At 47.5% G+C, this 20,538-nt stretch carries 14 protein-coding genes; 9 read left to right on the top strand and 5 right to left on the bottom strand.

Annotation, left to right across the window (positions count from 1 at the left end):
• Positions 1-460: 460 nt before the first annotated feature.
• Positions 461-1,207, bottom strand: a complete 747-nt coding sequence (locus NLX73_RS15830) for an SDR family oxidoreductase (RefSeq protein ID WP_254326645.1) — start codon at positions 1,205-1,207, stop codon at positions 461-463.
• A gap of 182 nt (positions 1,208-1,389) precedes the next feature.
• Here NLX73_RS15830 and NLX73_RS15825 point away from each other — a divergent pair, with 182 nt between their 5' ends.
• Positions 1,390-1,935, top strand: a complete 546-nt coding sequence (locus NLX73_RS15825; protein ID WP_254326644.1) for a TetR/AcrR family transcriptional regulator — start codon at positions 1,390-1,392, stop codon at positions 1,933-1,935.
• A gap of 437 nt (positions 1,936-2,372) precedes the next feature.
• Here NLX73_RS15825 and NLX73_RS15815 read toward each other — a convergent pair whose 3' ends face one another.
• Complete coding sequence (locus tag NLX73_RS15815; protein WP_254326643.1) at positions 2,373-2,831, bottom strand: hypothetical protein; 459 nt, start codon at positions 2,829-2,831, stop codon at positions 2,373-2,375.
• Positions 2,832-3,254: 423 nt separating this feature from the next.
• Between NLX73_RS15815 and NLX73_RS15810 the strand changes: the two genes are divergently transcribed.
• Positions 3,255-3,719, top strand: coding sequence for a phage tail protein (locus NLX73_RS15810; RefSeq protein ID WP_254326642.1), 465 nt, complete (start codon positions 3,255-3,257; stop codon positions 3,717-3,719).
• Between the two features lie 457 nt (positions 3,720-4,176).
• On the opposite strand, the gene NLX73_RS15805 is transcribed toward NLX73_RS15810, so the two are convergent.
• Both NLX73_RS15805 and NLX73_RS15800 read right to left on the bottom strand, forming a co-directional pair.
• A complete protein-coding gene (locus NLX73_RS15805) occupies positions 4,177-5,007 on the bottom strand; it encodes an SDR family oxidoreductase (RefSeq protein WP_254326666.1) in 831 nt (276 codons plus the stop codon).
• Positions 5,008-5,053: 46 nt separating this feature from the next.
• Positions 5,054-5,806: an SDR family oxidoreductase gene (locus NLX73_RS15800; RefSeq protein WP_254326641.1), complete on the bottom strand. Its 753-nt coding sequence runs from the start codon at positions 5,804-5,806 to the stop codon at positions 5,054-5,056.
• Between the two features lie 145 nt (positions 5,807-5,951).
• Between NLX73_RS15800 and NLX73_RS15795 the strand changes: the two genes are divergently transcribed.
• Positions 5,952-6,629, top strand: a complete 678-nt coding sequence (locus NLX73_RS15795; RefSeq protein ID WP_254326640.1) for a TetR/AcrR family transcriptional regulator — start codon at positions 5,952-5,954, stop codon at positions 6,627-6,629.
• Positions 6,630-7,036: 407 nt separating this feature from the next.
• A complete protein-coding gene (locus NLX73_RS15790) occupies positions 7,037-8,308 on the top strand; it encodes a collagen-like protein (protein ID WP_483311704.1) in 1,272 nt (423 codons plus the stop codon).
• 245 nt (positions 8,309-8,553) lie between these two features.
• On the opposite strand, the gene NLX73_RS15785 is transcribed toward NLX73_RS15790, so the two are convergent.
• Positions 8,554-9,405 carry an aldo/keto reductase gene (locus tag NLX73_RS15785; protein WP_254326639.1) on the bottom strand — a complete coding sequence of 284 codons (852 nt, stop codon included), beginning with the start codon at positions 9,403-9,405 and terminating at the stop codon, positions 8,554-8,556.
• Between the two features lie 725 nt (positions 9,406-10,130).
• Here NLX73_RS15785 and NLX73_RS15780 point away from each other — a divergent pair.
• From NLX73_RS15780 to NLX73_RS15760, 5 genes are all read left to right on the top strand, one after another.
• Entirely contained in the window at positions 10,131-14,159 is a 4,029-nt protein-coding gene (locus tag NLX73_RS15780; RefSeq protein ID WP_254326638.1) for a DUF5695 domain-containing protein, read from the top strand.
• Between the two features lie 135 nt (positions 14,160-14,294).
• Complete coding sequence (gene melA, locus NLX73_RS15775; RefSeq protein WP_254326637.1) at positions 14,295-15,593, top strand: alpha-glucosidase/alpha-galactosidase; 1,299 nt, start codon at positions 14,295-14,297, stop codon at positions 15,591-15,593.
• A gap of 13 nt (positions 15,594-15,606) precedes the next feature.
• Positions 15,607-17,433, top strand: a complete 1,827-nt coding sequence (locus NLX73_RS15770) for a cache domain-containing sensor histidine kinase (protein WP_254326636.1) — start codon at positions 15,607-15,609, stop codon at positions 17,431-17,433.
• A gap of 16 nt (positions 17,434-17,449) precedes the next feature.
• Positions 17,450-19,042 (top strand): response regulator, encoded by a 1,593-nt coding sequence (locus NLX73_RS15765; protein ID WP_254326635.1) that lies wholly within the window; start codon positions 17,450-17,452, stop codon positions 19,040-19,042.
• Between the two features lie 123 nt (positions 19,043-19,165).
• The gene (locus NLX73_RS15760) at positions 19,166-20,521 is read left to right on the top strand and encodes an ABC transporter substrate-binding protein (protein WP_254326634.1); all 1,356 of its coding nucleotides are present in this window, start codon (positions 19,166-19,168) and stop codon (positions 20,519-20,521) included.
• The last annotated feature ends 17 nt before the right edge of the window (positions 20,522-20,538 follow it).

Genomic DNA, 20,538 nt, shown 5'->3' with positions numbered 1-20,538 from the left:
GCGCGCGACTCAAAATCGTGAGGGAAACCGTGGAGGTTCGAGTCCTCTCACCGGCATCTATTTCGGGATGTAGCTCAATGGTAAAACTCAGCCTTCCAAGCTGGTAGCGTGGGTCCGATTCCCATTACCCGCTTTATATAAATGAAAAAGGAGAGATGGCTTATTTTTATGCCATCTCTCCTTTTTTACTTTTAAACTATTTCTATCGACATCACAAGCAGTAGAAACCCCAAGGCAATCTCCTCCGTTCTTTTGCGTTATTAACATGCACTATGGATAGGGCGTACAACTAACGAGGAACGATAGTTAAATAACACACAATGTTGAGCAGGCGCTTCAAGTCTGCTCTTTTTATAAACTAAAGGGCAGGTTAGTTTTAAGTTTACTTCACCAACTCAACACAGAAAGCGCAAAAGTCTGTCGGGAAACTCGACAGACTTTTGCGCTTTAGAAGATGAATTTACCAAGGTTGACTTGTTGGTCCAATTGTAAACTCATTAACGTTCGTATCTTCTGGCTGATCAATCGCGAACGCAACAACATTGGCAACACGATCAGGTGAAATACTATGTTGTTCATACAATGCAGTTGCACCTTTTAAAGTATTCTTATCCGTGATGGTAGTCAACAATTCTGTATTTATTGCTGCTGGATAAATAGTTGCTGTACGGATGTTTGTACCTTCTTGGGCAGATTCCATGCGTAATACTTCCATTAAACTGCGAACAGCCCACTTTGTTGCGCTATAAACCGCAGTGCCCGGATAAGACTTAAGCCCAGCTACCGACGAAGTAGTGATGATATGTCCAGACTTTTGCGATGTGAATGTTGGCAATACTGCTGCGATACCATTCAATACACCTTTAATATTAACGTCGACCATGCTGTTCCATTCGTCAGTTTTTAATGCGGAAAGTGGTGAATTAGGCATTAGTCCAGCGTTCAAGAAGATTGCATCGACACCACCAAAAGTGTCTTTAGCTATTTGAACAAGTTGCTGATTATCATCTGGATTAACAACGTCTGTGACGCGATACGCCGCTTGACCACCTTTTGATTTGATTTCTTCAGCCAATTTTACTAAACGATCTTCACGTCTTGAACCCAGTACAACTTTTGCGCCTTTCTGTGATAACAACTTAGCTGTAGCTTCCCCAATTCCTGAACTTGCACCTGTAATTATAACCACTTTATTTTCAATTGCCATTTCGTTTTCCATCCCTCCATATATGTTAAACCACTATTGATGCATTCTCAACATCTGTCTATAATTTATACAACAGAGATAAATAATTCAAGGCACGCGGCTCGTTAATTTAGTCTGTTTTGTTGTTTAGACAACAATTCATCAAAAATTGTCGACTAACTGAAGAGAGGCATGGTAATGACATGGCTAAAGTGGATAGAAGAATTGTTAGAACTCAAGATGCAATAAAAAAAGCATTTCTTGAATTAATGTCAGAAAAAAATTTCGATAGCATTACCATTCAAGATATTGCTGACAGGGCAAATATTAACCGTGCAACTGTTTATCTTCATTACTTGGATAAATTTGATCTATTGGATAAGATCATAGAAGAACATATCAATAACATGGTTAACCTATGTGAGTTGGAAGCTGATATGAATTGGATTGAATCGACTGTACACTGCATGGAATATCTTGAAAGGCATTATTTGTTTTTTTCGACGATGTTGGCGAGTGAAGGTGCTCCGTATTTTCGCAAAAGGTTTGTTCAACATAATATCGAAGAGTTCAAAAAAGATGTGGATATAACAAAAGGCAAAAATTTTGGTCAAAGCGAAGATGTAATTGTGGAATTTGTTGCAAATGCATATGTAGGCGTTGTGGAATGGTGGTTAAAAAATGGCATGCCTTATCCAACGAAAGAAATGGCAGAAAAAGTAGGGGATTTGTTAGAGAGAATTTTATAGACTTGTCAATAAAAAATTTGTATGTGAAGGGATCGCTTCTTAAGCTAACGAGTAACGTTAGTTAAATAAAGAACAGCGGTAGTCTAGGACTTTCTCCTTTTTCAGTCCAAGGCTACCGCTATTTCTATATTCAATCCAGTCTAATACTATTTTTTTATCAGACACACCGGCTTTCAGAACGGCATCAGAGGTGGGGAACTCCAATAAGGTTTTCAACGACACCGCAGAATGAAGATCCCCGATAAACACCCTTGTATTCAGGAGACATCTGATCCAATGCGGCTTGGAACTGCAGCTTAATTTGAATATATAGACCGGTAAACGCGTCATGCTGTCGCGTTAAGTTTCAAAGATTCAAGCAACTGAACGCCCCTTGTTTTATAATGCTCAAAGTCTTCTTTGTAGAACTAGGATCATCATCGGTTGTCGTGTAAAAGTTATGAACGGTTGACCTTGGCTTCAAAACGCTTTTCCAACTCGTCCCAGTTGGGTGTAGGGACCCGGGTCTGTTCCTTCCAAAGGTGAAACACGCAGCTCAAAGCTACGATTTCCCCTACGGATCCGTCAACCAGCCGGCTGATCGGCATCCTATGATAAATTTTCATAAAAAGGCGCATCAACGCGGGTCGTTTGTGGATTAGTGAAGCTTGCGCGGCCGGCGTTAGTGGATACCGTAAGGCCTCTAACACGCGAAAGCCTTCGTCCATAGCCGCGATCATCTGCCGCAACAACTTGTCGTCCCCGGCGATTTTTTCCATTTGGCGCTCGTGTATAACCGTTATAAAGTTTAGCGCAATTACAGGCACGATATAATTCTTCAACCGTGCATCTATATTTTCATGATAGATAGGTATCGTACTTATTTGGTTTACATATGCGGGTACGCCCCCTTCCATGCAGAGGGTCTTCCCAAACAAACATGGACTAACGGCCACCATCATGTATGCAAATGTCTTGGCTTGTGAATCTGAACCTCCTTAATGGAGTAGAGGGCACAGGCCGAGAGTTTTTTGTTAGGACATACTCTGACTCCTTAATTTCCCGACCTAGAGGAACTATAGGCAGCATCGTATTATCTCGCTGGTCGAATATTTAAAGCGGTGTTTGTGAATACCAGTCTATATGAACACTATTTAACAAACTAACAAATTCGCCATTCAAAATCTTCTCTTGAATCAATTTTGGTATACTATGTGGTAGATAAAAGAATTAATTTGAAGTCTAGCTAAGTGTGTTTCTACAACAACTTGAGAAATGAATTTGATTTTGGTGAAATGCGGAAGCTGTTAGGGCGTAAAGAGAGAAGAGGAGGAATGGAAATGTCGTATCTCGTTGATTTTAAAGATGTATCTACGGTTGGTTTGGAGTCTTCACCTGTAGCAGAAGCGCTTGCTGGTTTACGTGCTAATGAGGCCCGTTATTTTATGAACAAATACAAGCATGAGTTTACGGTTGTACCAGCTAGCCAAAGCCAGGAGAGCCTTGATTATGTGAACCGAATTTTGAGAGAAGAACGTGATATTGCGTTTGCGGCTAAACCTTTAGAAACGTCGCGTTTTCAAGTGGAAAATATCCAATTTACCTACGTTTTTTATGAGGATGGTCTTGCAATCAACGTCATGTATACGGTGGATGACCCTAAGAAGCGGGCCGTTGGTTTTAAGCTTTCTGAGGGGATGGAGGTACCAAAGGAGCTAGAAGGGAAGTTTAAGTTTGCTAGACAGAAGTCTAAACTAGCTGGAACAATTCGGGGTTCGTTTTTTGTAATTAAAGGACAATATTAAAGTAAGCAAAAGCGCAAATGGAGGAATCCAGCCCCTTATTCTCTTTACAAAAAAATGTGAAATTAAAGCAAGGGCTATCCCGCAAAAGGATGGCCCTTTTTTGAAAGAATGATGAAAAGCTACCGCTTATCGTATGATTATCAAACAGGAAGATCGCGGGTAGTCTCTGATAAGGAGACTATTTTTTTGAAAACTTGCCCCCTCAGCCAACGCGGCGAACCATACCATAAGTGAAGATGAAAAATTTTCTTGTGGGAAGTGACCTAACAATACGATTAGCCAGAATAGTTTGCTGCGAATGAAGGTAACAACATTTAGTGTGGTATGCACTTGTGTTGATCTTGTTTTAATATCCAAACTTCTATTTCATACATGTTGTTGTTAGTCCATGTCTTGCTTCGCTTTTCTCAAGTGCTTTATTAAGCGGCCCATGATCGATTCTCGATCTCGTCTCCAATCAGTCGTTGAAGTAGTGAGACTGTTCGAGGTCGTGGATCAGTGCAGGTTGCACAGGCCGCCATCCCAGAAGTTCCTGAGTTGCAACGCTTGATCTCGGGATATCGAGCGCTGCAAGTGTGCTGAGGAAGCCGAAGTGGGTGTCTGCTTCTTCACGTGAAATGCTGACTACAGGCACGTTCAGGTGTTTACCGATAACACTTGCGATGTCGCGAAATGGTACGCCTTCATCTGCGACCCCATTTAGTCGTGAACCAGCGGGTGCCTTTTCTAACGCAAGGCGGTATAGATATGCGGCGTCAAGGCGGTGCACAGCCGGCCAGCGGTTGCTCCCCTCTTCCACATAGGCTGAGAAACCCTTCGTTTTGGCAATGTTGATCAGTCTCGGCACAAATCCTGTGTCACCCTCACCGTGTACCGAAGGGCAAAGCTCTACGATCGATGTCCGCACTCCGCGCTCAGCCAGCAATAACATTACGTTTTCTGCTGCCACTCCATTGGCGTGCGTGGTGATCACGAACGGCTTCCCGGACCCTTCCAGCGCCGCCCCCATCGCTTCGACGGCGTGCAGATCTGCTGTGAGTGCCCTGGCGAAGTTCGAGAAGTCGTGATTGAATGCCAGATGAATAATGCCATCCGCAGCAGCCGCACCACTACGAAGGCTGTCGAGATCGTCAATGTCACCGCGGTGCACTTCGGCCCCGGCCTCTTTTAGTTTCGCAGCGCTATTGTCTGAGCGCACAAGACCGACGACCTGATGACCCGCATCAATGAGTTCACGGACGACAGCGGAACCGATGTAACCTGTTGCTCCTGTTACGAAAACACGCATCATGAAATCCCCCTTAAGCTACTAACCATTAATGTATAAATTATAATTACCACGCGATGGGTCCATCCTCATCTGAGAACGTTCCTGTTGGACCGTCCGCACCAATCATCGCAAGCCGGACTGCTTCACGCGCCCCTTGTTCAACACTACGAGTGCCAGCAAAATTATTGAGCGCGGTCGATGTAAAACCTGGACAGGCCGCATTGACCTTGATGTTTGTCGATTCAAGCGCAAAGGCAAAGGCAAGTGTCACCGCATGAACAGCCGATTTTGATGCCGAATAGGCCCCAAACATCGCACGATGTGAGTTTTCCGGAATGGAATTCCAGCTAAGGGAGCCGCCGGTGCTGCCCATGTTGACGATGCGTGCTGCCGGAGCCTCACGTAAAAGTGGCAACATGGCCTGGGTGACAGCAATGACACCAAAAACATTAGTTTCATAAACCGAACGAATGTCTTCGAGCGAAGCAACGGTCAAAAGACCGCTCGTCGCGCCACTGCTCGGAAACGGATCGTCCGGTTTACCTGCGTGTGATATGGCCGCATTGTTCACAAGTACATCGAGACGACCAAATTCGTTCCGAATACACTCTGCTGCAGCAACAATGGAGTCCTGATTGGTAACGTCGAGCTGGAGAGCGTGCGCATCCGAACCGATGCTTTTGGAGGCAGTTTCTCCATTCTCGAGGCTGCGTGATCCAACGAGCACGGTGAAGCCGTGTTCCGCTAGATCCTTCGCAATCTGTAAACCTATTCCTTTATTGGCACCGGTGATCAAGGCTACGGGTTTGTCCTGCATGGTCGTAATCTCCTTTTTGGTATGGGGCACCATCTATATATTTCCCGTTGGATGTGGGATAATGGTATTAAATCACACAAAAACGAAACTGTAAAGTTCCGGAACTAATTAGTTTCTAAATATATATTTAAAAGGAGCTAAGTTTATGAGTAAAATAAAAAAGGAAATGTCTGAGAGGGGCGAATTATCTGAGGTTGTGGCAGAAAAGCCTGCGCAAACATTGGGCCGCAAGAGAGATCACACGCGGGATGATAAAATCCTCGAGGCGGCAATCGCCATCCTCGCCGATACGAGTTTCGATGGTATGACAATGGACATGGTCGCGGCTCGAGCAAAGGCTGGGAAGGCGACGGTTTACCGCCGCTGGTCTTCCAAGGCGGAGTTAGTCCGAGACGCCTTGGCATGGATGAATCGAAATCATCTTGAGCTCGAAAGCTTGCCTGATACAGGAACCTTGCGCGAAGATCTCCTCGTGCTTTTGAAGCCGCAATCGATCGCGGAAGAAGAACGCAAATTTCGAGTCCTAGCGGGCCTAGGCTCCTTTTTGCAGCATCCGGAATTTGCCGAAGCAGGAACAGCCGGGATTTTCGAGCCATGGGTTGTTGTAAACCGCGAGCTTATGAACCGAGCCGTCGTCCGCGGTGAAATTCCTGCTCACGCGGACATTGAGATGGCTTGCCAGGTCATTACTTCAATGGCTTCTTTTCGTGGACTCATCCAGCGCAAACCGTTCGACAAGTCTTTCTTCACAGCGCTAATCGATGGTATTCTACTGCCTGCACTCAAAAACCCGCGAACAGCTCCAAATATCATGGACCGATGATGACCAGGCGCTTACCAGAAGAATCTACAAGGTGGATCAATGATGTGAGCAGGATTGGTTTCAGGATAGTGAGCCTAGGAGAAAAATATTACGGAGTCGAACGCTTTGTTGTATTATCACAGAAATGATTCAATTAACGGGAACGATACTTGAATTTAGAACAGGGAGCACACTGCCACTGTGAGGTACAAAAAAAGAACCAAATGTGATTTTGGTTGACGCAGTGAAGGACGATTTAAATTATGTAATTATACTGAAAGAGTGGTGTGGTTTGTGGTATAACATCACCTACTTAACACCCAATATTCTAAAAATGGATTTTAGTCTAGCGAATAACCGGCTATTCGTCCATGCCTAAAATAAACAACTCGCGTACACTGAACCATATTTATAGGGAGGTGTCGTTGTTGAGTTGTCCGGATAAAAAAAAACGTGCAAAAAGAAAACCACAAATGTTTGCCATCCAAAAGAAAAGAAAAAAGAAGCTGTTGAGTTTTCTGGATAAAAAAAAATCGTGCAAAAAGAAAACCGCAATTGTTTGCCATCCAAAAGGAAAAAAAAAGAAACGACGTCTTCTAGTTATTAAAAAAATAGTGCGGGTACCGTGTCCCCCACCTAAAGGTCAGCAATTACTTCAAGGACTTGCGGGAGCAATTGCAGAAGCTGGACCTCAAGGACTTGTAGGAGCACTTGGCCCCCAAGGATTGGCAGGGCTTGCAGGAGCGATAGGCGCACTTGGTCCCGAAGGACTTGCAGGAGCACTTGGCCCCCAAGGATTGGCAGGGCTCGCAGGAGCGATAGGCGCACTTGGTCCCGAAGGACTTGCAGGAGCACTTGGCCCCCAAGGATTGGCAGGGATTGCAGGAGCGATAGGCGCACTTGGCCCCGAGGGACTTGCAGGAGCACTTGGCCCCCAAGGATTGGCAGGGATTGCAGGAGCACTTGGGGCGCTTGGCCCCCAAGGACTTGCAGGAGCACTTGGTCCCCAAGGACTTGCAGGGATTGCAGGAGCGATAGGAGCACTTGGCCCCGAAGGACTTGCAGGAGCACTTGGCCCACAAGGACTTGCAGGGATTGCAGGAGCAATTGGTGCAGCTGGATTGGCAGGAGCAACAGGACCAGCAGGACCAGCAGGACCAGCAGGACCAGCAGGACCAGCAGGAGCAGTAGGACCAGCAGGACCGGTAGGACCAGCGGGACCAGTAGGAGCAGCAGGAGCAACAGGTCCAGCGGGACCCGCAGGGCCGGCAGGTGGAGTATTAGGCTTTGCAGATTTCTTTGCCTTGATGCCTCCTGATAATGCAGCAACTGTTGCTCCCGATACAGACGTAAGTTTTCCGCAAGATGGTCCAATCAGTGGGACTGCAATTACCCGTATAAATGCGAGCTCTTTTAACTTGGCTACAATTGGCACTTATCAGGTTTTGTTTCAGGTAGGTGTAAACGAACCGGGTCAACTCATTTTAACACTCAACGGCGCTGATCTGGCTTATACGGTGGTCGGGCGTGCAACAGGTACTTCTCAAATAGTAGGAATGGCTCTTGTGCAAACAACGGTCATTAATTCAGTACTCACAGTGCGAAACCCTGCTGGCAATGCCGCGGCACTCACGATCACTCCATTAGCTGGAGGAACAAGACCAGTTTCCGCGCACCTTGTTATTACGCAGGTTGCATAGAGGGAAAGAAATGCAGTATTTTTCGATAATAATGCCAATATCAACGATAGTTCAATAAACACGAGGAGACGGCAGACGATAAAGTGGCTGTCGTTTTCTCAACTAACGAGCAGATTAGCTTAATAAATACATTGATACCACAAACGAAAAAGAGGAGTAGATATCCTTAGGGCATCTACTCCATACTTTTAATTGTTGGTTCTTTTGGCGTAATCAAAACCTACGGGTGATCTTTTGAAAGATGGTTAGATATCGAGTTTACGGGTACCGATCCATTTCACCATGTCAGGATCGCGATGTGAAAAGAACAGGCTCTGTTTCGTATCTAACGTAGTAATCGACTCCATATCCTCCTGGCTTAGCTCAAAGTCAAAGATATTGAAGTTTTCGATAATTCTTTCTTTACGAACAGACTTTGGAATCACAACAACTTCTCTTTGTGTCAACCAGCGTAAAACCACCTGAGCAACGGATTTATTATACTTTTCAGCTATAGAAACCAATACTTCATTCTGGAACAAGTTATTTTTCCCTTCAGCAAAAGGCGCCCAGGATTCGATCTGAACATTATTCTCTTTCATGAATTTTGCATTTTCGATTTGCTGGTTGAATGGGTGCGTTTCAACCTGATTCACGGCAGGAACTACTTCATTATGAATAATCAAATCGATCAGGCGATCCTCATGGAAGTTACTAACGCCGATTGCACGGACCTTTCCTTCACGGTACAATTCCTCCATAGCGCGCCAAGAACCAAACACATCTCCATATGGCTGGTGAATTAAATACAAATCCAAATAATCCAACTGCAATCTTTCCAGTGATTTTTCAAATGCCTTTTTTGTACGCTCATAACCCGTATCCTGAACCCAAAGTTTCGTAGTGATAAATAACTCCTCTCTTGTCACGCCACTACGTTTGATCGCTCTGCCGACGGCTTCTTCATTTAAATAAGAGGCAGCGGTATCTATCAGCCGATAGCCTGCCATAATAGCGTCATAAACGCTTTGTTCACATTCATTTGCATCTTGGATCTGATAAACACCAAAACCGAGTACAGGCATCTCAACCCCATTGTTCAAAGTTACTTTTTGCATATAAAATCCTCCAGTATTTTTAATTATTATGTGTAAATCAACTACAATTCATATTCATAACAGACACCCACTTCACATCTTTATTATGCACCAGATGACAAAGCGATCGTTATCCCGTTCGTGCCAAATGTTTGCCTAATCCTCTCACTACCACCTATTTAACAGATAAATATGGACTATAATCAAACTTTAAAGAATGACGGCACGGGGAGGATCAAATGTCTGAAAATAATCACTAAGCAGCAAATACCCCATACCCTATCCCAGAAATTCTTTACATACGCAGACTCCAAATTCTACCTTAGGAGCGAATCTATTAAATAAATACCTTCGCATCTGGAAAACCCAACGTAACGATTCCCCACTACAGCAACTCAAAATAAATTTCTCAATTTCACGGTGTCCGTTTGTATAATCTGATCACACCCCGATATATCTAAAAATGCCTCCCTTGCTCTCTATCTAAATTTCCTGTCTCTCCATCCTCTGTAATCTTAATTCAGATAAATCTGTCGTAGCTTGGTTGATTGCCGATCTAACAGTATCCCTCTATTAGGTTGAAATCCTATATAAATCGGTTGAAAATGTTGATTTTACCAATGGACAAGGATTTGTACAATAGAGTTGTAGCGCTTACATTTCCAAGGAGGTTGCGGCGAAATGAAGAGACTTCAGCTGATTGGCAAACAAATCAAGACCCCGAGATCCAAAAGGAGGCCGTGTTGATGAAATTTAAGGGAATATTGGCGGCATTTTTGTTTTTAACCACAGCGTCTGTGTTGTTTGGGACGCATACGGCAGAGGCCCATGAACTATCCAATGACAAGCTGACGATTCAGACAGGCGAGCATGGCGAAATTTCATCCATACGTATCAAGGGAGATGCTTTCCCGACAGAGTATGTCATGAACGCAACGGTAACACCTGAACAGAACACCGCAGATCATCAGTGGCTAGGGGAGCTGATGTTCACGTACCGATTGGATGGAGGCAGCTGGACGAAGGCATGGACGAACAAGTCGGCAGACGCACGTAAGATCACAACCAGTGGGAACCGTGTCACTGTGACGTACGAGAATTCTACTCATGCAGAAGGCATACGCAATTTTAAAGTCATCGAAACGTATTCGGCAGAGTCGAACGGTTCGGTGTTGTGGAATATACAGGTGCAGAATACAAGTGGGAAAAAATTGGAGATTGGCGATTTCGGTTTGCCTCTGCCTTTTAATGAGCAGTGGACCAACGGTGATGCGATCTACGAAACTAGAGTGGTGACGCATTCCTTTGTCGGCAATAACAGCTCCTACATCACAGCTGGGCGTCCCAGCGGCATTGGTTCTTCCCTGCTGCTGATCCCTGATTCCACAACAGGTGCGGGTTTTGAATATCAGGATCACTGGCGGGATGAGGAGCATCCGGGCAGTAAATGGGCGTGGAACCCGGCTAATGAAGGCAAATGGCTGGAAGGACTCAATGTATTTTATATTCATTCCAATGTCATCAAGTCCACCAACCGGGGGTATTTGCCCAATACAAGCCTAATCCTGAATCCCGGTCAAAGCAAAAACTATGGTTTCAAGTTTCTAGCGGTGAAGGACGAGCATGATGTGAAAGATACGTTGTACCAAGAAAACTTGGTGGATACAACAGTCGTACCGGGTATGATCGTGCCTACGAATCAAAAGGCGAAGGTGGACCTGCGCTCCAAGCAGGCGATCAGCAAAGTAACCTATCCAGACGGAACCGTTATTCCGCAGACGGATAGCAAGCCCGGAGGACATCACATTTATGAACTGAAATTTACTAAGCTGGGTCCAAACTTCATAACGGTAGAATACGGCAACGGTAATAAAACGGTGTTACAATTCTATGCCATCGAGCCGATTGATCTCGCGCTGCAACGGCATGCTACATTTATGGTCGACAAAACCCAATGGAATGTACCGGGTGATCTGCGCGACAAGGTATTTGACGATTGGATGATGCATACCAAATCCAAACGCAACATTTTTAACGGCTATTGGGGCTGGGGGGATGATTGGGGTCTGACCCACGGGCAGTTCCTAGCTGAGAAAAACACACTGTCTCCCGTCGCCAAAGAGGTGCGGGCAGTAGACGATTATTTGGAGACAGCGATCTGGACGAATCTGATGAACGGACATCATGAGGATTATTTAATTCATGATTTCTTGATGCCAGAGCCTAACGATACACCGACCTATCGAGGGTATGCGTATCCGCACGTATACAACACGTATTTCAGCATGTACAAGATTGCCAAGGAATACCCGGATCTTGTCACTTACAAGCATCCAAAGGAAACCTATTTGCTGCGGGCTTATAACATTTTCAAAGCATTGTATGAAGGTCCAGTCGCGTACAACTGGGAAACAGGTTTGATGGGCGAACTGACCACACCGGATATTATTCAGGCACTTCATGATGAAGGCTATGATGATGAAGCGAATGATCTTAAGGAAAAAATGGATCGTAAATATAACAATTTTAAAAATACAAAGTATCCTTACGGTTCTGAATATAGCTATGACAATACAGGGGAAGAGGCTGTATATACGTTAGCCAAGCAGAATATAGATACAGAGGGCGAGCAAAGTAAAGCCCTGGAAATGATGAGTAAAATTAATGCCAAAACCCGTGCGGCACGCGGTCATATGCCCGTATGGTACTACTACACCGATCCGGTGACGATTACCGGGGAGAACTGGTTTAACTTCCAGTACACGACTTCGCTTGCTGGATATGCGATGGATGACTGGATTCGCCATCATGAGGACAATCACCGTGAGGAACAACAACGGTTGTCTTATGCAGCTAAAATTGCCAATGTTGGAGCGATTAACTCCGGGCAAATCAGCTCGGACCCTGAGAACATCGGGGCGGTCGCATGGACGTATCAAGCGGAAAAAGGCAATAACGGCACGAACGGCACTGGCGGCGGTAAAAATGTTCCGCTCTTTAATGGCTGGCGCGGCATGAGCGGTGAGGCTGATCTCGGATTGTTCGGTGCGCTCAAAACGTTAAGTGCTGATATCGCGATTGATCCTATTTTCGGATTGACGGGCTACGGTGCAGAGGTGAGCAAAAACGGCAACGTGTATACGATCAAGCCGCTGGACGGCCTGTTCAAGCGCATCAATCTGATCACGGAAAAGCTGTATATCGAGCTGGAAAAGGACCAATATACAGAAGCCAAGCTGGCAACATCCAAGGATTACGTATGGCTCCAACTGAAAAATCAAACACCGGGTCAAGCCCATTCCACGTACGTTACATTTGACGGTTTGAAAAAAGGAACGTATTTGGTTAAAGTAGGCGGTCAATCACAAGGGAAGTTTAATGCGTATGCGCCTTCCAACAAGCTTAAATTGGAGATTGGTACAGCATCCTCCTACACGGTAGAGCTGACACCAACCACACCTGATCCGAACAAAGCACCTGTCGTGGATGCCGGCAAAGATTCGAAGGTAAAGCTGCCGGATCAGATCATTCTGAAAGGCACGGCTACGGATGATGGGCTTCCGCAAGGAAAGGTGACAAACGAGTGGAGTCTGGTTGAAGGACCACAGGGCGCGAAGGTCACATTCAGTAACAAAACATCGCTGCGCACGAAGGTGGACGTTTCCGAGCCGGGAACGTATGTGTTCAAGCTGACAGCCAGCGATTCTCAGTTGTCAGCGGAGGCTAAAGTAACGGTGGTAGCTGAGCCAGAGGCACCGTTACTTGAACAGCTTGCAGTTTACAAGTTTGATGAAACAAGCGGTTCTGTAGTTGCGGATTCATCAGACAGCGGCAATGATGCTGCCGTGAAGGGGACGGCTGCATGGGCTGCGGGTAAAACAGGCAATGCTGTCAGTCTGAACGGCAAGGACAGCTATGTGCAGCTTCCGGCGGGTATTGTCAGTCGGGCACAGCAATTGACCGTATCCGGTTGGGTTAAAGCGAACACCCTGAGCGATTATGTGCGGATTTTTGACTTTGGCTCCGGGACGAATGAATATATGTTCCTGACGCCTAAAGCAGGAAATACCATGCTGTTTGCCATTACCAACCAAGGCAACGGGCAGGGACAGGAGCAGACGATTGAAGGCCCTGTACTGCCGACAGGCGTATGGAAGCATGTTGCGGTCACGCTTTCGGGTTCCACAGGTATTTTGTACGTGGATGGAAAAGAAGTGGGACGCAATACCAACTTGACCTTAAATCCTATCAGTCTGGGTCAGACCAAAAATAATTTTATCGGCAAATCTCAGTACCCTGATCCATATTTCAATGGTCTGGTGGATGAATTCCGTATCTACAGCCGTGCTTTGAATGCAACCGAGGTGGCAGGTCTGGCCTCCGGTACAGCACAGAATCTGGCGGCAACTGAGAAAATTACCGCGTTAAAAGAAGTAAATGTAACGACACATGTCGGTGAAAAACCGGAACTGCCAAGCGTCGTGGAAGCTACGTACGGAGAAAGCTCCACTAAATGGGTGGCTGTGGAATGGGAGGATATAGCCCCTGCACAATATGCTGCTCCAGGTTCGTTTGAGTTGAAGGGCAAAGTAGAAGGGACAGAGTTAAAGGCAATTGCGAAGGTAACCGTGATTGAGGCAGGAGGGGCTGCGGCTCCATCGGTAACACCGGTTAGCCCGGAGACTTTAGTAACCCCGCCAACTACGACACCCTCGGTAACATCTGCCTTACCGCCTCGGCCTATCAGCTCCGCTAAACCAGCGGGGGGATCCTGAATGGGAGGCAACAACGCATAGTTATGAGTAACCTTTCCCATCGTCACTTTCCTCCTGTAAAGGGGAGAGTGGCGGTGGGTATCCTTGCATTTGGAGTGCAAAGCTGCGAACAAAAATGTGAATGGGGGAAAAAGTATGAGCAAGATTACATTTCTGGGTGCAGGCAGTACGGTATTTGCTAAAAATGTGCTTGGCGATTGTATGTTGACGCCTGCATTGCAGGGCTTTGAACTGGCGTTGTTTGATATTGATCCCATGAGGCTGAAAGATTCGGAAAATATTTTATCCAATTTGAAAAAAACAACAGGGAGCACCTGTGTGATTCGCTCCTACACTGACCGCAAGGAAGCACTGCGTGGGGCGACCTATGTGGTAAACGCCATCCAGGTAGGCGGCTATGATCCGTGTACAATTACGGATTTTGAAATTCCCAAAAAATACGGCCTGCGCCAAACGATTGCCGATACGGTCGGCATTGGCGGTATTTTCCGCAATTTACGCACAATTCCAGTGATGCTCGATTTTGCGGCAGATGTGCGCGAAGTGTGCCCGGATGCATGGTTTCTCAACTACACGAATCCGATGGCAGTGCTAACGAATGTGATGAACGTTCATGGAGGTGTCCGTACGGTAGGGCTGTGTCATAGCGTGCAGGCGTGTATACCGGAACTGTTTAAAAGCCTCGGGCTGGAGCAGGAAGGTGTAAAGGCAAAAATCGCAGGCATCAATCATATGGCGTGGCTGCTCGAAGTGAGCAAGGACGGTGTAGATTTATATCCTGAGATTAAAAAACGAGCCGCCGCTAAGCAGCAGGAAAAGCATCAGGATATGGTGCGCTTTGAAATGATGCTGAAATTCGGCTATTACATTACGGAATCGTCCGAGCATAATGCGGAGTATCATCCGTATTTTATCAAACGGGCATACCCTGAGCTGATTGAGCGCTTCAATATTCCTTTGGATGAATACCCGCGCCGCTGTGTGAACCAGATTGCACGATGGGAAACGATGCGTGAGGAGCTTTTGGGTAATCAGGATCTGCGTCATGAACGGTCAAATGAGTATGCCTCTTATATATTTGAGGCGATCGAAACGAATCAGCCTTTTGCCATTGGCGGCAATGTGATGAACACAGGCTTAATTACCAATCTGCCGAAGGAAGCCTGTGTGGAGGTACCTTGTCTGGTGAATCGTAGCGGGGTTACGCCAACCTTTGTCGGGGATTTGCCACCCCAATGCGCAGCGCTGAACCGGACGAATATTAATACCCAGCTGTTAACGATTGAAGCTGCAATCACCGGGAAAAAGGAGCACATTTATCATGCCGCTATGCTGGACCCGCACACGTCCGCAGAGCTGTCCATGGATGATATTGTTTCTCTGTGTGATGACCTGATTGCAGCCCACGGGACATGGCTCCCAGCCTATGTGTAAGGGAGGCAGATGAATGGGAGGCCGTGGTCGTCAAAAGTTCGCCGGGATTCCTACAATCCGTGGGAAATTCATTGTACTGACGCTGGTACTCACCGTCATTCCGATGGTGGTACTGACCTTTACCTTTTACCGGATCGCGGCCCATTCCCTTGGTGAGAAGTCGGAGGCACTGGCTATGCAGTCCCGGCAAATGAGTGAAAATTACGTCAATGCGACGCTCTCCGATTTGAATGATCTGACCAATTCCATTCTCAGCAATCCTGATGTGCAGTCTACGCTGGAGACCAAGCCGGAAGATGATTATGAATATTTACGGAACGATGAAACACTCAGTATGGTGGTCCGTACGCAAACCCAGACCAAGCCGTATATCACGTCCTCTCTCATATATGCCGCCAATGGCGGGCTCAAGCATTCTCTCTATCAAGGGAATGTTTCGGTCCGTTTTGGCGGCCTTCCTACATTAGAGGAAGCACGTGTGTACTATCGCCGCCTACTCGCCGAGCGGCCCATGATGTGGATGGCTCATTCGCCGTTTGAATCCGGACGCGGGATAGCGGAGGATCGGATCTATGTGGGGAAGCTGCTTCGAAAAACGACTGGAGATTATGCACCCCTCGGATTTTTGCTGCTGGAAATCGACAAGGCCAGTCTGTTTCGGGGGCTTACTTTTCATGAAACAGACGGCAATACCCAGATGTGGGTGCTGGATCAGGAGGGCGAGCCTGTATACCGATTGCCGGAGCAGGGTGTTGCGGACCAAGCGCTATTGCGGCAGATTGCCAAATCGGCTGTGGATAGGCCTGTGCTTACGAAGGACTGGAGAACATGGAACGGCCGCCAGACGATGATCTCTTACGGCCCGTTAAATGAAGGACAATGGACGTTGCTGCAAAAAGTTGATCAGTCCGTGCTGTTCGAGGATGCGCGGAAAATCGGCGCCTGGACCATCTGGACTTTTTTGATTGCATTGATGCTGGGCTGGATGTTGTCTTATCGGCTAAGTGACACGATTCGTCGCCCCCTGCTTCAATTGAGCCGATTGATGGCGGTCGATGGGAGTGTGAGCGCTACAGGCTCAGCCCAAGCTTTCGAAGCTCCTACTTCCGTTGTTTTTAATCCTAAGGATGAGGTAGGGCAGATCGGGCAGCGTTTTCTTCATATGATGCAAAAAAATCATGAACTGTACGGTCAGGTCTACGAAGCATTGCTGTCGCGTAAGCAGGCTGAGTTTCGCGCGCTTCAGGCGCAGATTAATCCGCATTTTTTGTACAACACGCTAGAATCACTGAAGGGAATGGCATTGGCGAATGGGCAACGGGATATGGCAGAGGTAATCGGTGCCTTTGGTAAATGTTTTCGCATTTCGCTAAGTTATGGCCGAGAGCAAATCAGTTTGGGACAGGAAGTCGAGCATGTAAGCGCCTATGTGAAGGTGCAGCAGTTCAGATTTAGGAATTCGTTCGAGTGGATTTGCGAGGTCGAGGAGGATATTTGCGGATTTTATGTACCCAAACTGATCCTCCAGCCACTCGTTGAAAATGCTATTTACCACGGCTTAAAAGGGCGCACCGACCGTGGCTATATCATGTTATCCGGTACAAGGGAAGGGGATATGTTGCGTTTGACGGTCAGTGATGATGGGGGCGGTATTGGAGCCGAGCGTCTGAACGATATCCGGAAGTCGCTGGATGCGGAACGGGGGAATGCTATTGGCTTTGGGTTGCGCAATGTGCATGAACGTCTTCGGCATTATGGTCCGCAATATGGACTGTCCGTGACAAGCGAACCGGGTCAGTACACCTCGGTTACTTTACTGGCACCCATTCGAACCGAATAAGAAAGGGGAGGATGGCATGTACCAGCTGCTGATTGTGGACGACGAATATCATATTCGGGAAGGACTGAAGCTGATGGTGGCGGAAAGTGGCCTGTCAGTGGAAGTCAGTGATGTGGCGGAGGACGGCGCAACGGCATTACGTTTGTATACGGAGCAGCGACCGGACATGATTTTACTGGATATTAATTTACCGGATATGAGTGGACTGGACGTAGCAAAAACCATTCGGGAAAAGGATCAGCAGACCCCGTTATTATTCCTGACAGGGTATGAATCTATGACGTATATTCGTCAGGCAGTTTCGCTTCAAGCGGTCGATTATTTGCTCAAGCCGGTGACCAGCGGGGATTTTGAAGCAGCATTGAGCCGGGCTGAGGATCGCATTGCGCAATGGCGAAGAAGCGAGGAGGAAGCCATTCACCGCCATCGTTCATTGGAGCCATTGTACAGGGAGCATCTACTGCTGGATTTGCTCCAGCAGCGGCGTCCTGCAGCCGAGGTCATTCGAGAGATGGACGGGCTGGGATTTTTCGGCGAGACGAGTGGGCCGCCTTATACTGTGCTGTGCTGCGAGCTGGAGGAGGCGTCGCAGCAGGAAGCAGCCAACACTAGCAAGCCATACGGTTCCATGCATAAAAGCAGCCATGTATTCGCCGGACTGGCGGGGGAGGCTGCGGCAGCAGCCGGGGCGAAGGCGCATGGTGCGGCGGTTTCCCGCGATCGGCGTGTTGTGCTGCTGGCGACGGCATCTTGCAGGGTGGCGGAGCGGACGGCACAGCAGATTCGGCAGGCCGTGCAGGAACGATTGAGCCAGGGCGTGTCCATCGGGATTAGCCGTCCCGTACAACGGATGGTGCAACTTCCCGAAGCGTATGAGGAAGCTGTGCAAGCGGCGGAGCATCGGGGGTGGGTGGGCTATAGCCAGATCATTCCCTATGAGAGCATTCAGGCGGCCGAGCCGAACAGCAATCAATTACTGGAGAAGGAACTGCTGATGATTACGGAAATTCGAGCGGGCAATGATGCTGCCGTACATGCGATTTTACAGGAATGGTCAGGACAATTGGCGGGCTTGCCTGTCAAGCAGGTGAAAATGATTGTCACTCAGCTCGTCCTGTTCGTCATGCGCATCGTCCAGAGTGATGCATCTGTAGGACAAACGTCCATGCAGGAACAGGACCCGTTGTTGGAGCTGTCCCGATTGCGCCATGGGCCCGAGATGATAGATTATGTATCGCGCTATTTTGTCCGAGTGGGCCGCCATGTCCGAGAATCACGCGAGAAGGGCATTCCACGCAAATTCCAACGGGCCAAGGAATGGATTCGGGAGCATCTTCAGGAGGATGGCGGGCTGAACCGTCTGGCAGAGTACATGAATATGAGCCCCAAGTATTTGAGTGCCCGTTTCAAGCAGGTTACAGGTGAAAGCTTCGCCGACTACCAGACGCGTGTTCGCTTTGAGCGAGCCCGAGAACTGCTGCTGGACCCGAATCGCAAGGTGGCGGAGGTAGCGGAGATAGTGGGATTCACAGATACGAACTATTTTAGCATTGCCTTTAAAAAGCATACCGGACTGACCCCGACGGAGTTTCGTAAAACATTTTTGTAAACGCGCTGTTAAAAAAATCATACCAAAACAAAGAGAGTCTGGAGTCGTTGGGTGGTCGGCTCTGGGCTCTCGGCGCATAATAGGCTTGTAAGGAGAAACCAGTTCAGGAAGGGGCCGGTTGATTTGCTGAAACGAAGGTTACGGACATGGATGGCTCTCGTGATGACGGCGATGTTGACAGGGCTGACGGCTTGCAGTGGTAACGCTGGCGAACCGGCTAATCCCAATGCGGTCGAACTCAAGTTCATGTACTGGGGAAGCAATGACGAGAAGCAGGCGATGGAAAAAATGATTCAAAGCTTTAATGCATCCCACACGAGTATCCGGGTGAAGGGCGAACATGTCCCTGGTGACTACACGACGAAAATTAACACGTTAATGGCTGCCAATCAGCTTCCTGATATCGCCTACCTGGGCGATTCCCTCACAATGAAATGGGCAAGTGAAGGCAGACTCCTGGATTTATCCTCTTATTATGACGAATATCCCGAATTAAAAAACAAGCTCAAATCCTCCTATCTCTACAGCGAACCTGGCAAGTCTATCGGAAATTACACCGCATTGGAAGTGATGCAGTTATTTTACAACAAGGAGTTGTTTACAGAAGCAGGGGTACCCGTCCCTCCGGCTGATCCTCAAAAAGCGTGGACATGGGATGAATTTCTGGAAATTGCCAAAAAGCTGACCAAGGATCAGAACGGCAAGCATCCGGGAGACAGTGGATTTGATCCGAAAAATATTGTGCAATACGGCTTTGCCTTCGGCAATGACCGCAGCTCCTGGGGGCCGCTTTTAGCGAGCAACGGTGGAGGTTTGACTGACAAAACAGGCAAGAAGTACACCCTGAACAGTCCTGAGTCGGTGGAGGTTTTTCAGAAGTTGCAGGATCTGGTTTTCAAGGAGTATGTTTCTCCTGATTTGATCCAGCAGCAGGACATGCCGTCCAATACGATTCGGCTTCAGACAAGAAAGGTCGCCATGGTGGTGGACGGAACATGGTCTCTGCTCGATTTTTCGAACAACAAGCAACTGCAATGGAGTATCGGCGTTCTGCCGAAGCTAAAAGAGCCCAAAACGATGATCGTTGCGGGAGCCACGGTCATTTTCCAGAGCACCAAGCACCCGAAGGAAGCGCTCGAATTTTATTTGTACCATAACAATCCCGAAAAGGTGGATTTGTTCAAGTCCGGTCTGTGGATGCCTATCGAGGAAAAATATTATACCGATGAGCAGGCCATCCAGTCATGGACTAATAATGCCGCACATCCACCGGAATTTCAAAAGGCTGGCATTGAGTATGCCAGAGATTATGCGATCAAGCCGTCCACTTCGACCCTTCGCAACTGGCCTGATATCGGTTCCAAGCTGACCCCAGGGCTGGATCTGATTTGGACGAACAAGAAGACTCCGCAGCAGGCGCTGGATGAACTGGAGCCCATCATTCAGCCATTGCTTCAAGGAGTATACCCGGATGAATAATGCGGCGGGACAGCTGC

The organism is Paenibacillus sp. CH40 (assembly GCF_024213605.1).
Lineage (GTDB): Bacteria > Bacillota > Bacilli > Paenibacillales > Paenibacillaceae > Paenibacillus > Paenibacillus polymyxa_B.
The sequence above is the reverse complement of the archived record's forward strand: the minus strand, read 5'-3'. Positions and strand labels throughout refer to the sequence as shown.